This is a genomic window from Novosphingobium rhizovicinum, from assembly GCF_040813635.1.
GTDB lineage: Bacteria > Pseudomonadota > Alphaproteobacteria > Sphingomonadales > Sphingomonadaceae > Novosphingobium > Novosphingobium rhizovicinum.
In genome coordinates this window covers 149359-165052 of sequence record NZ_JBFNXR010000052.1, presented here as the reverse complement: position 1 = coordinate 165052, position 15694 = coordinate 149359, and the positions used below count along the sequence as shown (strand labels likewise).

The following is a 15694-nucleotide window of genomic DNA, read 5'->3' as shown; positions in this document are numbered from 1 at the left end:
CGCCGGACAAATCCTGCACGAGCAAAGCGCTCAGGCCACCACTTCGGGACGAATGCCGAAGCCATGGCCGTAGCGCTCCACGTAAGGAGCGAACTGCGCGTTGATCTCGTCGCGGTCGAAGCCGAACTCTTCGGGAGAGTGCTTGTGGACGCCGTGCCGGGTCTGGTTGTTGTTCTCCAGCCACTCTTCGATGCGCCGGGCGTGCTCTGCAGAAACAGTGCGTCCCGCTGCGGCATAGATCTGTTCCACCGTGCGCAGCGGCGCGGCCATGAGCTCATGGTAGGAGACGTCGATGAAAGGCTCCTCGCCGATCTCCTGGCGGGCGCGCATGGCCTTCTCTACGGCGGCGTGTTGCAACTCGATCGCGCGTTTGCCCTGTGCGCGGCGCTGCTCCGGACTGACCGGATGCCCGCGCAGGCCCAGAAGGATCGATTGCACGCTCGCCAGCGAACCGAGCTGCTGCGCAAGGTCGCGGTGCGTCCAGATCAGCTTGGCGTCCGGGTACTGTGCGGCAAGCTCTCGCATCCATAGCATGTGGTCCGAGCCTTTCAGCGCCCAGTGCTTGCCAGTCTGCCCATGCTGCACATGCTGCAGGAAATCGTGATGAAAGCCGAGCGCGGGTGTGTGATCGCTTTCCAGCAGGTACCGCTTGTAAGTGGCGCCACCCCAGAAGCACCACATCTGCTGGCTGGTGCAGACCATGTTGAGGATGTCGCTCCCGCACTCCGCCAGCGCTCCTGCTCCCTCTTCGATCATGTAGGGATGCGTGACGAAGATGTCGGGGATCAGCCCGAACAGCTCTGTCATGCGCTTTTCCGCTTCCTGGCGGCGCTCGGCGGAGGGCGCGCCTTCGACAAGCGGGGGCGAGGGTTCACGGCAGATCCAGTGTTCGGGCGCCAGCGCGTCAGGGTCCAGACTGAGCAGGGTGTGCATCAGCGTCGATCCTGAGCGTGGAGGGCCGACGACGATCAGCGGCTTTTCGATCCGCTCCTGCGCGATGCCGGGGTGCGCCTTGCGATCCGCGACGAGCCGCAGCCGCGTGCACAGATAGTGGAGCAGGAAGTCTGCGCACAGTTCCCGCGCCCGACCCGTCATCGTTGCCCAGGTCTCATCGCGAAGGGACGCGGTGAAAGCCTCTAGCCCGGCATTGCGGGCGGGGCCGCCCAGATCGTCGAGGCCAGTGACGCGCCTCGCCTCGGCGATCAGGGCCTCTGCAGTGGGGGCCTGGTTCAGTTCGGCATGCAGGGTCATCAGGTCATCTCTCTTCGCCATCGCGTTCGTCATTGTGTTAGCGAGCGTGCGGCATTGTCAAGACACGTTGAGCGCAGCGCTCTCCAGGTGAATTGCCACCGTGTAGCGGGTGGCTTGCGTCTTTGTTCGTCATCGTGATAGCAAAGCCGCGCCAGGGCAAGTCAGCGATCCTGGAGCAATCATGAAGGGCCGCGCCGGCTCGGGAGATACAGGATGCAATCTACAAAGCCGATCCGGGTTGTGCAGTGGGCGACCGGAACCGTTGGCATGTTCGCGATGAAGGCTGTCATCGAACATCCGCAGCTCGAACTGGTCGGTGCCCGCGTTTATTCCGAAGCCAAGGTGGGGCGCGATGCCGGTGAGCTTTGTGGCCTCCCGGCGGTCGGGGTTACGGCAGTCAGCGGCATCGAGGCGGTGCTTGCTGCAGAGCCGGACTGCGTGCTCTACATGCCCGAAAGCACGAACGTGGATGAGGTGTGCCGCCTGCTGGAATCCGGCATCAACATCGTTACCACGCGCGCTGAGTTCTTCAATCCTGAGATGATGGAGACCGGGCTTCGTTCCCGCATCGAGGCTGCCTGTGCCCAGGGCCGCGCAAGTCTGCATGCCACAGGCTCCAGCCCCGGCTTCATAACCGAGGTGCTGCCGATCGCGGTTGCATCGCTATGTCGGCGGATCGATTTCATCGGAATCGAGGAATTTGCCAACTGCCGCGAGGGATGCTCCGAGGAGATGCTGACCGAGGTTATGGGCTTTGGCGAGACGCCCGAGCAGTTTGCGGCTCGGCGATGCCCCGAACACGCGGTGTTCGAGCATTCTCTGGCGCTTCTTGCATCGTCGCTGGGCCTGTCGGTGGACAGCTTCGAGTACAGTATGGAACCCGCTTACTGTCGGCACGAGACGGCATTGCACAAGTCTACGATTGCTGCCGGAAGCGTGGGCGGGCAGCGCATATCGATCACCGGACTGCACAACGGAAAGCCTCTGGTGCAGTTTCGGTCCAACTGGTTCGTGACCGAGGATCTGGAGCCTGCGTGGGATCTGCTGGGCAACGACGGTTGGCGCTTCCGGGTGGAAGGAGATGCGCCCGTCGATATGACGATCCGGCTTCCGATGCCGGTGGAGGAAGATGTGCGCGCCTCTGGCAAGTACACGGCGAACAGGCCGGTAAACGTCATTCCGGCGGTTGCCGCGGCACCGCCCGGAATCGTCACGACGGACAAGTTGCCGCAGATTGTCGGGCACCTGCGCCCCGCCTGAGAGCAAGGTTGACGCCAGCTTCGCGCGGAAGACTACGCGGTTGCGCCTGTGCTAACAACTTGACGAACGATCTTGCCGCGCGATAAGGGCGCAAAGCGCGGCTCTCCGCAGAATCGTGCTGCGGTTGGGGGGAAAATCATGAGAAGTGCATACCAGCTGCGATCAGCGACTATCGCGATTGCGTTTGCCAGCGTGCTGCTGCCGTTCGCGGCGGGCGCGCAGGAGGCCACCGAGGCCGCTCGGTCAGATCCTGCTGCCGCGACCGAGATCGTCGTCACGGCGCAGCGCAGGGCAGAGCGCTCGGTCGACGTGCCGATCAGTCTCACCACCTTGGGCGCGGACCAGCTCGCCACTGCGAACGCGCGTGAGTTGAGCGATATCGCGCGGGTCACACCCTCGCTGCGCTTCGACAAGGCCGCCGGCTTCACTCAGCCGACCATTCGCGGCATCGGCACTGCCGTGGTGACCTCGGGCGGCGGGTCCAACGTCGGCATCTATCTGGACGGCTTCTATTCGCCCAATCCGCTTTCGGCCAACACGCAGTTGCTCAATATCGAGAGCGTTCAGGTGTTGAAGGGGCCACAGGGCACACTGTTCGGTCGCAACACCACCGGTGGTGCCATCCTCATCCAGACGGGTGAGCCGAGCCACGAGACCTCGGGCCAGTTCAAGGCTTCCTATGGCCGCTTCAACGAAACGCAGATCCAGTTCTATGGCACCACGGGTGTCGTTTCGGGCGTCGCCTTCGATATCGAAGGGCTCTACAATCACGGGCAGGGGTTCCAGACCAATGTTCTTAACGGCGACGATAACATCGGCGAGTACAACAACTACTCCGTTCGCTCAGGGCTGAAGTTCGACATCGGCGATATCGGCTCACTGCTGCTGCGCTACATGCATGCAGAGCAGCATGATCCACGCCCCGTCATCTCCAACACTTATGTCGACCCCGTCCTCGGCGTGGGTGCGCCGTTCATCGCGCCGCCGGGTAGTTATGTGACCGATCCCGATCTTGTCGCGAGAAGCGGACCCGCGCTGTTCGTCTCCAAGTCGGACGTGTTCCAGGGCACGCTGAAGCTGGACCTGGGTTTCGCGGACTTCACATCCTACACGCAGTACCGGACGGAAAACGGCGACCAGTCGCAGGACCTCGATGCCACGGGCATTCCCCTGTTCCAGATCGGCATTCCGGTAAAGAACAAGACGTTCAGCCAGGAGCTTCTGCTCAACTCCAAGGCGGGCGGAGCCCTGCAGTGGACCGCCGGTCTGTTCTACTTCAGCAACAAGGACCGTTACCGGACCTTCGCGGACACGAACGGCATCTCTCGAGATCCGACCGGCCCGACCCGCCTGGGCGGTTCAAGCACCACTACGAAGAGCCTCGCCGCCTTCATCGATGCCACTTACGAGATTACCCCGCAGTTGTTCGTGACCGCCGGTGCGCGCTATGCCAAGGACAAGGTCACGGACGCCTACTACAACGTGGGCGCCGCTGAGTTCCCCGTTCCTTCCATCTCGAACGACAAGGTGACGCCGCGTTTCGTGCTTCGCTTCAAGCCGAGCGAGGAAACCAGCATCTACGCGTCGTACACGCAGGGCTACAAGGCCGCAGTCATCGACGTTGGCGGGTCCTGCCAGAATCCGCCTGACTTCGCGTGTAACCCCATCGAGCCGGAGAAGGTGAACGCATACGAGATCGGGGCGAAGTTCGACAATCGCACGGTGTCGCTCGAAGCCGCAGGCTTCTATTACGACTACAAGAACCTGCAGGTTTCCAGCTACCTTGCGGATGGACGCGCGAACATCACCAACGCCGCCAGCTCGGAGATCTACGGCGTCGAAGGGTCGCTGCGTCTGCGCGTGACCTCGCAGTTCGATCTGAATGCCGGGGCATCCTGGGTTCACGCCCGATACAAGGAGTTCAATAACGCGCCGGTCTATGCGCCGGGTGCGGGCGCGTTTCGCTTCGTCATTCCGTCCGGCATTACGCTCGAGAACACCACGATGCAGCGTACGCCCGAGTTCACGGGCAACGTCGGTGCGAGCTATCGCACGGATCTTGGCGGCGGCGAGCTGCAGCTTTCGAGCAACCTGTACTATACGTCGGAATTCTACTTCGGCCCGTCCGGCATCCAGTTCCCCCAGGAGGGATACGAGGTGCTGTCGGCGCGGGTTCAGTGGACCGACCCCAGCGACACGTACACGCTTGCTGTCTGGGGCGATAACCTGACCGACAATCGGTATGTTACGGCGGTACAGTACAACAGCTTCGGCCTCGGCGCGAACTGGAGCGCGCCGATCACATACGGCGTCGAGCTAAGCGCTCGCTTTTGATCAGGCCGCGTGCGCAGCGGATGCCTACTTCCNNCTGCGCACGTCTCCACCGACCTCACCGCGTGCAAGCGCCTGAACAGGAAGGCACATCCCGATGAACCCACCGCACCTCTCGTTGGACAGCCTGACGCTTACTGACACTGAGCCGATGGAGATGTTGAAAGCCGCAGCCGGGGCAGGCTTCGACACGGTGAGCTTATGGGTCCAGGCGCCGCCGCTGTTCCCCTCGGCGCTGCTATCGGCCGACAAGGAGCAGGAGTGCGCACGCGTCCTGGAAGACACTGGCCTTAACGTCGTGACGCTGGAGGTGTTCGACCTGCACTCGCTGGAGGCGATCGACAGCTATCGTGATGCGTTGGAACGTGGCGTCAGACTGGGCGCCAAGACCGCGCTGACGATCAACTACAGCAATCCGGATGCAGGTGCGGCTGCGGACCTCCTCGCGCGCTTTGCCGAAGTTGCGGGAGAGGTGGGGCTGGGCGTTAATCTGGAGCCAGTCGCGGGCGGCCACACCACTACGCTGTCCCAGGCCGAGCGACTGATCGTCGCCTCCGGTGCGGATGTGGGGATCACCTTTGACCCCTGGCACGTCATCGGCGGCGGCGGCTCGATAGACGATCTTTCCGCCATCGACCTGTCGCGTATCCGCTATGTGCAGCTGTGCGACGGGCCGATACCGATGCCGGAGGAGCAGGTCGGCATGGGCGCCGTTTGCGAGCGCACCTATCCGGGCGAGGGCCAGTTTCCGCTGCTCGGTATGCTGAACTTGCTTCCGAAGGATGTCCCCTACGGCGTCGAGTGCCCCAGCGTCAGCCGGGCACAGGCCGGTCGATCGGCGCTTGAGCAGGCGCGCGAGGTCAGGGCAGCAGCTTTGCGGGTGCTGCAAGCGCTTGGTTGAGGTGCGAACGGCAAGCCGCGCATGAACGCCGCGCGGGGTGGCCAAATACGGCGGCTACATACGAGGATCGATGAGGATCTTGCCTTCGTTGCCGCCCTCTCTCATGCTCGCGAGAGCCGCTGGCAGTGCGTCGAGCCCGATGACACGCTTGACCATGCTCGCGGGGTCTACCGCCCCCTGATCGAACTCGCGGATGGTGGCTTCGAAATCGGCAAGCGAGTAGCCGAGCGGAAACACCATCTTGAGTTCCTTGAAGGTGCACAGGATCGGCAGTAGCGGTTCCGCGCTGCCGCACATTCCCATGCTGACCACAGTTCCGGCGGGCCGCACGAGTTCGGCCGATCGCGCCAGTAATCCCGGCGCACCGGCGCATTCGACCACGACATCAGGAAGGTCGGCAAGGATGCGTTGAGCGGCTTCGGGACCGTCGTACTCTTCGGAGAGGAAATAGCTGGCACCGAATTGCAGCGCCAGATCGCGTCCGCGTGCCGAGCGCGAGAGGACGCCAATCTTTCGCGCGCCCCGAAGCACTGCATTATGAATGACGGCAAGTGCAAGAGGCCCTGCGCCAACGACGAGAACGTGGTCACCGCCGCAAACATTACCGGCGTCCAGACCATGACGCGCACAGGCGAGCGGCTCGACAAGGGCGGCCTCGTCGAGACCGACCATTCCGGACAGTCGAACAGCCGAAGCGTCTCGGACGGCCACGTAACCGCCCATTCCGCCCATCTGCGGCTTGCCGTTGCGGCACGATAGCAGCCTGCCGTCACGACACGCCTGGCAAGCCCCGCAAAAGCCGTTGGGCACGCAGGTTACGAGATCGCCCGTTCGCAAGCCCTGAACGCGTGAGCCAAGCTCAACAACTGTGCCGCAATACTCGTGGCCCAGGTGAGTGCCGGGCTCGTAGTCCCACCCGGCGCCCGATGTCATCGAAACGTCGCTGCCACAGATGCCGCAAAAGCCCACTTCCACCAGGACGTCTTCTGGTCCGGGCTGCGGCGTCGCCACCTCGTCAATGGTGATGGCTGACTGGCCTCCGTGATAGACCGCTACTCTCATCGGGTGCTGTCTCTCTTCAATTTGTGTCCGCCTTCAAAGAGCTGAGAGGCGGCCAGCAGTATCATGGTCCAGCATCGCCGCACTGATCCGTGCGGTGTAGGCCGTGTTTACGGCTTCCTTCTGGAACTCGGACGCGTTGATGATGAAGATGAAGTAGGCGCGGGCCAGGAATATCGCATACTGGGTCATCGCTTCCTCCTCCGTGGGCGGCTCGACACCCTGACTTGCGAGCGCGTCCAGATAGAAGCGGACAAGTTCGCGCTCCCACGAGCGACGGTCCTCGACATCCAGAGCGCAGACAAGGTGGTAAGCGACCTCGGACATCGCCGGTCCATGGCCGGGAAGGGAGTCGAAGAAGCCGGGAGTGCCATCGGCTGCGACGTAGAGGTTGCCCGGGTGCGTATCACCGTGAAGTACGCAATGGGGTAGCGAGGACGACACGGTGACGAGCTTCTCCAGCGCCTCGCCAAGCCAGGCGGCATCGTGAAAGCGCCGCGCCACGGCGGCGCCACGGGGTAGAGCGGTGTATCGGGTCCACACCTCGGGCTGGAGGAATGCACGCGCGTAATCGCGGGTGTCGCAGGCAACATCCTGGACCCAGTGCCAGTCGCCACCGGGTGCGAAGCTTTCTGATTGCCAGCTGCGCGCGTGAAAAGCCGCGAGGGTGGCGAGCCGCTGGCGTGTCTCGGTCAACCCGGCCGGGTGCTGCGCGTGGCAGAACCGCGCACCGCTAGAGACCAGGTCTTCCATGACGATAACGCCTTGCTTCTGGCCCTCGTCATAGGCTGCGAAGTAGCACGTGGGGCTGGGCAGGCGCAGTTCGGGCAGTATGTGCAGGTATCCGCCCACCTCCATCTGGTGCATGGACCACCAGTCACGGCTGTGCGGTTCGAAACCGCCCTTGAGCATCAGCCTGCCCGGCAGCTGGGCACCGTCGGTCTCCAGATCGATCCACACTTTGGTGCAAGTGCCGTGCATCACCTCGGCAATCGTCAGCTGGCGCACACGGACATCGGGAAAGCGCGTGCGCAGGGCGGATGTCAGCCATGCTGCATCGATCTGCCCCAGCGTCATCGGGAGACTTGCCTGCGTGCACTGCTCCTGCGCGCTGCTCATGCCGCGTGGGCCGCCGTATTCTCCGACGACGCGCGGGCGGCATGAAGAGCGGCGACGTAGCCCCAGACGAAAGAGGGGCCGACGCTGGCGCCTGCTCCCGGATAGGCTCTGCCCATGACGCTCGCTGTGGAGGTTCCGGTGGCATAGAGGCCGGGGATCGCGGAGCCATCCTCTCGCAGGACCCGCGCCTCGCAGTCGGTCACGACGCCGCCGTAGGTTCCGACATCGCCCGGGTACAGTCGGTAGGCGTAGAACGGGCCTTGCTCCAGTGTTCCCAGAGTGGGCGAGGGCTTATGGGCCTTGTCTCCGACGAACCGGTCGTAAGCACGGCCGCCGCGGTTGAAGTCCCGATCGATGCCTTCGCACGCGAAACCGTTGAAGCGGGCGACGGTGGCTTCGAGAGTTGCAGGCGGGACACCGCAGGCCTGGGCAAGCGCTGCCAGGCTGTCCGCTTTGACGAGGAAGCCCTCATCATACCAGGCAGCCGGCTTTTTGGTGCCCGGCAGCGAGCCTGCGACGATGTACTTGGACATGAAGCGGCTGTCGAAGATCATCCAGCTGGGCACAGCGGGCACTTCGTGGTCCCGCGCCAGCATCGCCTGGCAGAACGACATGTAGGACTGCGCTTCGTTCGTGTAGCGTTGGCCCGAGGCGTCCACGACGATGGCATGGGGCTTTGTCAGCTCGGTGACGACCAGGGCCACCCCCTGATTGCCGGGCGGGAGAGCGGCCTGGTTGCCCACCATCTCCTCCATCTGAGCGATGGCAGCTCCATGCCGCATCATCTCCTCGATCATCTCGCCAGTGTCGCCTTCGCAGGTGGCGGTCCACTCTGCGGAAGTGCCGGGCTGATAACGGTCACGCATGCGCTGGTTGTGGGCGAACCCGCCCGCATTGATGAGCACGCCCGATCGCGCGGCGATGGTTTTCGCGGTGCCGTCGATGTTCACCACAACGCCGCTGATGCGTCCCCGACTGTCGGCCATCAACCGCTCGACGCCTGCGTTGACGCGGACTTCCACGCCAAGCTCAAGCGCGCGCTTGAACATGCGTCCTTGCAGCGCCGCCCCATTGTTGGCCCATTTGCGGCCGGTGAGCTTTGCCGCTGCCATCCGCAGCGCGACCTTGGCCATGGCCCGCTTGCCCGCTCCGGTGGTCTTGTACAGGGGAAGATCCCACATTTCGCGTGGTTTTACCGGGACGGGCACGAAGTTAGGGCGAAGCAGCTTTCGCGCCTCGCCCAGTTCTGCGGTATCGAAGAGTTCGGCATAGACGGTGCGGCCTTCCGGTATGCCGCCCGGCAGATCGTCATAGTAGTCCGGCCAGCAGGGATGGCGGTTTAGCTGGAGGCCCTGCTCAACCAGGAAATCCACCATGCGCGGCGCCCGGGTGACATAGGCAAGCCGCCGCTCGCGACTGGCGCCGGGGGTGTCATTGTGATCGCCGACGACATGGTCGAGGTAGGTCATTGCCTTCTCGGTGCTGTCCTCGATCCCGTCCCTCTTCATGAAGCGATTGTTCGGGACCCACATGATACCGCCGGACTTGGCGGTGGTGCCGCCGACCAGCGGCGTTTTTTCGAGTATGAGCGCAGTCAGGCCCATGCTGCGTGCCGCGATGGCCGCGCACATCGAACCACCGCCACTTCCCACGATGACGAAGTCGAACGCTTCGTCGGCGCCTGCCGTTTCCATCTCCACCGCTCTCCCGTGCCGGGCATGTTCCCGGTCTGTGTAGCCGCAGGCTAACAGGCTGGAATGGCGACGAACAGAGGTGTTTGGGGAGTTTTGCCGTCAAAGGGCTTCGCCGGGCTCCGGATCGGCAGGCGCACCTGTCGCACTGTACAAGTCGATGATGGCAGAGGCGATCTGCGCCTCGCTGTCGATCAGGGATTGGCGGCTGCCGATCAGCTGACGTTGAGAGTCCAGCACATCGAACAGCGAGGCAAGGCCCTCACGGTACAATGCGTTGGACTGGTTGAACGCCGCCTCGCTCTGCTCGATCGCGTTACGCAGGTCGGCCGAACGATCGGAGTAGCTCTCAATGGCAACGAGCGCGTTCTCCACTTCGCGCAACGCGTCCAGCAGCGTTTGGCGGTACTCATCGAACCGCGCGTCTGCCTCGGCGCGTGCGGCCACGATCTCGGCGCGGCGCCTTCCCCCGTCGAAGAGCGGGATGTCGAGGAGCGCGCCAAGAGAGCCGAACACCTCGTCGAAAATCCCGCTGACGAGCCCGTCGCCGATCTCGATGCGCCCGGTGAGTGCGAGCGCCGGAAGCAGATCGGCCTGTTCCGCACCCATCATCGCGGCTGCCTCTGCAAGGTTGGCTTCGGCTACAAGCAGGTCTGGTCTTCGGCGTAGCAGATCGGCAGGCACGCCTGTAGGCGGACCGCCTGCAAACGCCGGTATCCGCGGCTCATCGGGCCTTGCGGGCAGGGGCTGCGGGCTGTCGCCAAGGAGCACCGAGAGCGCTCGTGCCGCCTCTGCTCGCTGCAGCAGCAGGACGCCGCGCTGGGCCTCTGTCTGCGCGAGGTCTGCGGCGGCGCGGCGCACATCCAGGTTGGCCGAAAGTCCCGCTTCGAACCGCAGTTGGACTATGCGCAATGTGCGTTGCTGCAACTCTGTCGACTCTTCCAACAGTACGAGGCGCGCTTCGGAGCGGCGCAGCTCGACGTATTGCTGCGCAACCGCTGCAGCGACCAGACGGCGTGCGTCTGCCAAGACGTAGCGCGCTGCGTCGGCCCGCGCGGCTGCCGCCTCAACTTCCCGCGACAATCGGCCGCCGATATCCGGATCGAACAGCACGCTGGTTCCGGCGCTGCCGCCCAAGGTGGTGCGATCCGACGTGCCTTCCAGCAGTTCGACTGCCCCGTCCGCACTGAGCGAAGGCAGCCGGTCCGATCGCTCTGCCAGCACTGCTGCGCGCGCCGCTTCCAGCCTGCTGCGGGCGGCAGCGATCGTCAGGTTCTGGTCGAGTGCGCGCCGGACGAGCGCCTCCAGCACGGGATCGTTGAAGCCGCGCCACCACGTCGCATTGTCTCCGGCGGGAGGGCGGAACGCTGTGACGAATTCCGGTGACAGCGCCACTGGCGGCGCGGACGGGGTGTAAGGCGCCGTGCCTGCGCAGGCGGAGAGGGCAACCGAACCGGCCAGGATGAGCAGGCGGCCGTCGCGCATCATGCTGTTGCCGCCATCGGCTTGCCGTTCTCATCAACGGCGTCGAGTTCCCGGCGCAGGCGGGTGAGGTCGACGCTGCGCGGCTTACCCCACCGGGCCACGACCGAATAGAGCACGGGCGTGAGGAACAACGTGAATATGCCGGCAAGCCCAAGGCCGCCGAAGATCACCCAGCCGATCGACTCCCGCGCCTCCGCCCCCGCTCCGCTTGCGATCACGAGTGGCACGGCACCGATCACGGTCGAGATCAGCGTCATCATGATCGGGCGAAGGCGCAGCGAGGCTGCTTCCTCGGCGGCTTCGCGCACCGACTTGCCTTCATGGCGAAGCTGGTCGGCGAATTCGACGATGAGGATCCCGTTTTTCGCCATCAGGCCGATCAGCATCACAAGGCCGATCTGCGAATAGATGTTGAGCGAAATGCCCGAGAGGAACAGCGAGAGGACTGCCGCTGCCAGCGCAAACGGGACCGTCAGGAGAATGACGAGCGGGCTGGTCAGGCTTTCGAACTGTGCCACCAGCACCAGGAACACGACGAGAAGGGCAAAGCCATACGTGAGCACCAGCGCATTCGACGTCTCTTCGAGCGTCTCTGCCTCTCCTTGCAGGACAAGCTCGCTCCCTTCGACGCCGATTTCCTGCGCAAGCCGCCTGATCTCGACCACCGCCTCGCCGATGGTTCCTGAGGTGATGTCCGCCTCAACTTCGATTGCCCGCCGCTGGGCGACGCGGTCGAGTTCGGCCGCGACGCCTTCTTCGCGAATGGTGACGATGGTCGACAGCGGAGCCAGTCCGCCGCTGCCGGTGCGCACGTACAGATTGTTCAGATCGGACGGGCTGGTGATCGAAGTTGTCTCAGCCGTCAGCAGGATCGGCAGCGCCCGGTCGCCGACGTTCAGATCCACGACCTCTTCGCCGCCGACCATAGCACGCAGTGTTCCGGACAGCTGGGTCAGGTCCACTCCGAGTTCGGCCGCTCGACGGCGGTCCACTTGAAGTGCGATCTGCGGCTGTGTGGGCTGATACGATATCTCCGCGTTCGCCAGCATGTCGGACCGGGTGTCAATCGCTTCGGCAAGGGCCTGCGCGCGCTCGTAGATCTCCGGGTAGTCCGTGCCTGTCAGTGCAACCTCTATGCGGTCGCCGCCACCGCCGATGTTCAGCGACCCTCGCCCGCGCGGGCTGACGCGGGAGCCGGGAATACGCTCAAGCGGGGCACGCAGGGCATCGACGATCTCACCCTGGCTGCGCTCCCTTTCGCCCCAGTCAGCCAGCTCTGCGATGACCTGGATCCGATTGGGATCGTACCGCCCCACGATCGAGAATGTTGACTGGATCTCACCGCTCTCCTGCAAGGGGCGCAGCGCTTCCTCGATTTCGTCCAGTTCGCCATCCATGAAGGCAAGACCCACGCCGTCCGGCCCCGTCGCATAGACCTCCAGCACGCCGCGATCACCCTCCGGCACGAGTTCGTTGCGAAGCGTGGGGTACAGCAGCCCCGCAGCCAGTGCCGCCCCGACCGATGCGAGGATCACGAGCTTGGGACGGTCCAGAGACCAGCGCACCGCATGCGCATAGCGCGTGTTGAGTGCAGACCCGAGCCGGGTCAGCCGGCTCTCCTGCTGATCGGTAATGGTCAGCGTCATCTTCGCGGCCAGGGCCGGTACTAGTGAGAGCGCGACAAAGGACGAGATCGCGACCGCCAGCGCCAGCACGAATCCGAACTCACGGAAGAGGCGCCCCGCATCGGATGGCAGGAAGGAGATCGGCACGAACACCGAGATCAGCACCGCTGTCGTCGCGATCACGGCGAAGAACACCTGTCGCGTGCCCAGCACGGCGGCAGCCTTGCGGCCAAAACCCTCGTTCTGCAGCCGCTGTGCATTCTCCAGCACCACGATGGCATCGTCCACGATCAGCCCGGTGGCCAGCACCAGCGCCAGCAGCGTCAGCAGGTTGATCGAGAATCCGGCCATCCAAATGCCCGCGAGCACACCGACAAGCGCGATCGGGATGGCCGTTGCCGGGATCAAGGTCGCGCGCCACGAGCGGAAGAACAGCAGGATTGTGACGATCACCACCACGATCGTGAAGCCCAGCGTGACGAGCACTTCCTCTACCGATACGCGGATGAAGTCCGCATCGTCGGAGATCACGGCTATGGTGATTTCGGGAAAGCGCCCGCTCACCCGCTCGACCGCGCTCTCGATGGCATTGGAGATCTCGATGGTGTTGGACCCGGCCTGCCGGATCACGCCTAAGCCAATGATGGAGCGGCCGTCCAGGCGGACGAAGCTGGTCGCATCGGCGGGCGCCAGGAACACCTCGGCCACATCACCGACGCGCGTGGTGCCGCGCACGATGACCTCGCGCACCAGCTCGGGCGTGGCGGCGGTGGCCTGCGCCCGCACCACGAGTTCCTGCGCGTCGGAGCGAAAGCTGCCGGCGGGTACGTCGTAGGGCGCCTGCTGCAATGCATCGGCGACGTCACCCACGGTGAGCCCGTAGCGGTTGAGCCGCACCGGATCGACGGCCACACGCATCTGCTGCACACGGGCTCCGAATTGCGCGATGCTCGCCACGCCCTGCGCGGTCAGCAGCTCGGGCACGATGTCGTTGTCGATGATCGTGGTCAGCTCGGCTTCGTCGTAGCGGCGGCTTGAAACGGCAAGCTGGATGATCGCCTGCGCATCTTCATCCGCCTTGACCACGCGGACTTGCTCCACACGCTCTGGCAAGTCGTCGGTGACGCGGCTCACCGCCTCGCGCACGTCGGCGGCTGCCGTGTCCAGATCGACGCCGGGCGAAAACTCCACGCGGACGCGGGCGTTGTTCTCCTCGCTCGACGCGCGGATACGGCGTACACCTGTAACCCGCGCCGCCGCATCTTCCAGAATGCTCGTCACTTCGGAGTCGATCGTCTGTGGCGAGGCACCCGGGAACGTCGCATTCACCGAGATGATCGGCCGGTCGACATTGGGAAGTTCGCGGATCTCTACGCCAAAGACTGCGGCAAGGCCCGCGATCACGATCAGAAGATTAAGGACGGCAATCAGCAGCGGCCGCTTGACGGCCAGCATCGCAAGGTCGTTGCGCTCGGTCACGAGGCGCCGTCACGTTGCGGCGGCTTCGGAGCGCGTACCGTCGCCTGTTGCGGCTCTGGCCGTCTAGGCGCAACCAGCGTCACGCGCTGCCCCTCCCGGACCTTCTGCACACCCTCGACGATGATCCGCTCCTGAGGCCGCAACTTGCCTGACAGCAGCACCATTCCGCTCCTCCGGGCCGCGATGGTGACCGGCACCCGCCGGGCTACGCCTGAGCGAACAGCCCACACGTAGGAGCCATCGCCGCCCCACACGACTGCGCTTTCCGGAACTGCTGGCCGTGTCTGGCCCGGTGCTGCGAACTTGGCGCGAAAGCTCATACCGGGTCTGTAGGCATCGTTGCGGTTGGGAATGACGGTCCGCACAGTGAAGCTGCGCGTCTCTGCCGTCACTGCGCTGTCCACCGCCTGGACGCGGGCCTGAATGGTCCGCTTCGGGCCTGAGTAGGGTGACAGCTCCACCGTTGCCCCGGGTTGCAGCTCATCGAAGACGGCTTCGGGCGCGGGGAAGTCAACGAAAAGAGTGGAGCGGTCGTCGATCGTGCCAATCAGAGTCGTCGGCGTGATGCGGTCGCCGCGATCGACTTGCGGAATGCCCATGAACCCGGAAAAGGGGGCACGAACCGTGCGGTCCGCCAGCGCGACCTGGGCTTGTTCCAGCTGAATCTTGGCCGATTGGAGCGCGGTCTCGCCTGCTTCGATCTGGCTGGCGGACAGAGCGCCGGTGTCCTCGATCCGGCGGTAGCGGCCCAGCAACTGGTCGGCCTCTGCCACGGCGACGCGCGCCAGCCTCACCGCCAGCCGCTCACGCCGGTCGTCCAGCTGAACCAGCGGGGCACCGCGTGCCACACGGTCTCCGGCGGAAAAGCGCACTGCGGTGATGAGGCCGGCCGCCTCCGGATACAGTTCGGCCGCGGTCACTGCGCGTGCGGTGCCGATGGCATCCACCTCACCCTGTTCAGGCAGCATCTGCACGGTCTGAGCAACCACGCGCGTTGGCGGCTGCGCAGCTTTCGTGTCTTCTTCGGAGCCGCAGGCGGACAGCGCCAATCCGGCGATCAGCGTCACGCACGCCAGCGTTCTTTTGATCATTCCCTTTCAATAGCGCTATTTAGCGGCGGGCCAACCGCCAAACTGGCAGCGCGGCAGCTTCCCGCACCACCCTTCAGGGCATGACGGATCGCAGACCTGGGAACTCTCGGAGGCGACCTCGGTCTACGCCTCTCTCCTTGTCAGCAGGGTTTCGGGTGTGGAGAGATGATCGACGGAGGGTCGCTGGCGGGAAAGGTGTCCTCCAGCCCCTCGTCAAGGATGTCATCCTGATGCTGCTTGCAGGAGTCCGCGTCACTTGGTGGTTCGCGATCCGGCTGCGGATCGAGCGGCTTCTTGTCCGTGGACATAAGGTCATCCTCCTGGAAGCGTTCGGCTCCCTGAAAGACGAACCGCTGGCGAACCGCGCGGTTGCAGAATAACGCGCGTGGCGAGACGGTCGAT

11 protein-coding genes are annotated in these 15694 nt (G+C 64.4%); 4 read left to right on the top strand and 7 right to left on the bottom strand.

The window, feature by feature from the left end; all coding sequences use genetic code 11:
* Positions 1 to 30: 30 nt before the first annotated feature.
* A complete protein-coding gene (locus ABUH87_RS15005) occupies positions 31 to 1272 on the bottom strand; it encodes a sulfotransferase family protein (RefSeq protein WP_367774896.1) in 1242 nt (413 codons plus the stop codon).
* A 192-nt stretch (positions 1273 to 1464) separates the two neighbouring features.
* Here ABUH87_RS15005 and ABUH87_RS15000 point away from each other — a divergent pair, with 192 nt between their 5' ends.
* From ABUH87_RS15000 to ABUH87_RS14990, 3 genes are all read left to right on the top strand, one after another.
* Complete coding sequence (locus ABUH87_RS15000) at positions 1465 to 2511, top strand: NAD(P)H-dependent amine dehydrogenase family protein (RefSeq protein WP_367774895.1); 1047 nt, start codon at positions 1465 to 1467, stop codon at positions 2509 to 2511.
* A 138-nt stretch (positions 2512 to 2649) separates the two neighbouring features.
* Positions 2650 to 4845 carry a TonB-dependent receptor gene (locus ABUH87_RS14995; protein WP_367774894.1) on the top strand — a complete coding sequence of 732 codons (2196 nt, stop codon included), beginning with the start codon at positions 2650 to 2652 and terminating at the stop codon, positions 4843 to 4845.
* A 94-nt stretch (positions 4846 to 4939) separates the two neighbouring features.
* Entirely contained in the window at positions 4940 to 5743 is an 804-nt protein-coding gene (locus ABUH87_RS14990; RefSeq protein ID WP_367774893.1) for a sugar phosphate isomerase/epimerase family protein, read from the top strand.
* A 54-nt stretch (positions 5744 to 5797) separates the two neighbouring features.
* Here the strand turns inward: ABUH87_RS14990 and ABUH87_RS14985 are convergent, their stop codons facing one another.
* The 6 genes from ABUH87_RS14985 to ABUH87_RS14960 all read right to left on the bottom strand — a co-directional run bounded on the left by ABUH87_RS14985 (position 5798) and on the right by ABUH87_RS14960 (position 15292).
* Positions 5798 to 6805 (bottom strand): zinc-dependent alcohol dehydrogenase, encoded by a 1008-nt coding sequence (locus tag ABUH87_RS14985; protein ID WP_367774892.1) that lies wholly within the window; start codon positions 6803 to 6805, stop codon positions 5798 to 5800.
* 33 nt (positions 6806 to 6838) lie between these two features.
* Positions 6839 to 7921, bottom strand: coding sequence for a phosphotransferase (locus ABUH87_RS14980; RefSeq protein ID WP_367774891.1), 1083 nt, complete (start codon positions 7919 to 7921; stop codon positions 6839 to 6841).
* Positions 7918 to 9615 (bottom strand): FAD-binding protein, encoded by a 1698-nt coding sequence (locus ABUH87_RS14975; RefSeq protein ID WP_367774890.1) that lies wholly within the window; start codon positions 9613 to 9615, stop codon positions 7918 to 7920. The genes ABUH87_RS14980 and ABUH87_RS14975 overlap by 4 nt, the downstream gene beginning before the upstream one ends.
* A 99-nt stretch (positions 9616 to 9714) precedes the next feature.
* Complete coding sequence (locus ABUH87_RS14970) at positions 9715 to 11100, bottom strand: efflux transporter outer membrane subunit (RefSeq protein WP_367774889.1); 1386 nt, start codon at positions 11098 to 11100, stop codon at positions 9715 to 9717.
* Complete coding sequence (locus ABUH87_RS14965; protein ID WP_367774888.1) at positions 11097 to 14201, bottom strand: efflux RND transporter permease subunit; 3105 nt, start codon at positions 14199 to 14201, stop codon at positions 11097 to 11099. The genes ABUH87_RS14970 and ABUH87_RS14965 overlap by 4 nt, the downstream gene beginning before the upstream one ends.
* Positions 14198 to 15292 (bottom strand): efflux RND transporter periplasmic adaptor subunit, encoded by a 1095-nt coding sequence (locus tag ABUH87_RS14960; protein WP_367774886.1) that lies wholly within the window; start codon positions 15290 to 15292, stop codon positions 14198 to 14200. The genes ABUH87_RS14965 and ABUH87_RS14960 overlap by 4 nt, the downstream gene beginning before the upstream one ends.
* A 230-nt stretch (positions 15293 to 15522) precedes the next feature.
* Between ABUH87_RS14960 and ABUH87_RS14955 the strand changes: the two genes are divergently transcribed.
* Positions 15523 to 15672 (top strand): hypothetical protein, encoded by a 150-nt coding sequence (locus tag ABUH87_RS14955; protein WP_367774884.1) that lies wholly within the window; start codon positions 15523 to 15525, stop codon positions 15670 to 15672.
* Positions 15673 to 15694 lie beyond the last annotated feature (22 nt).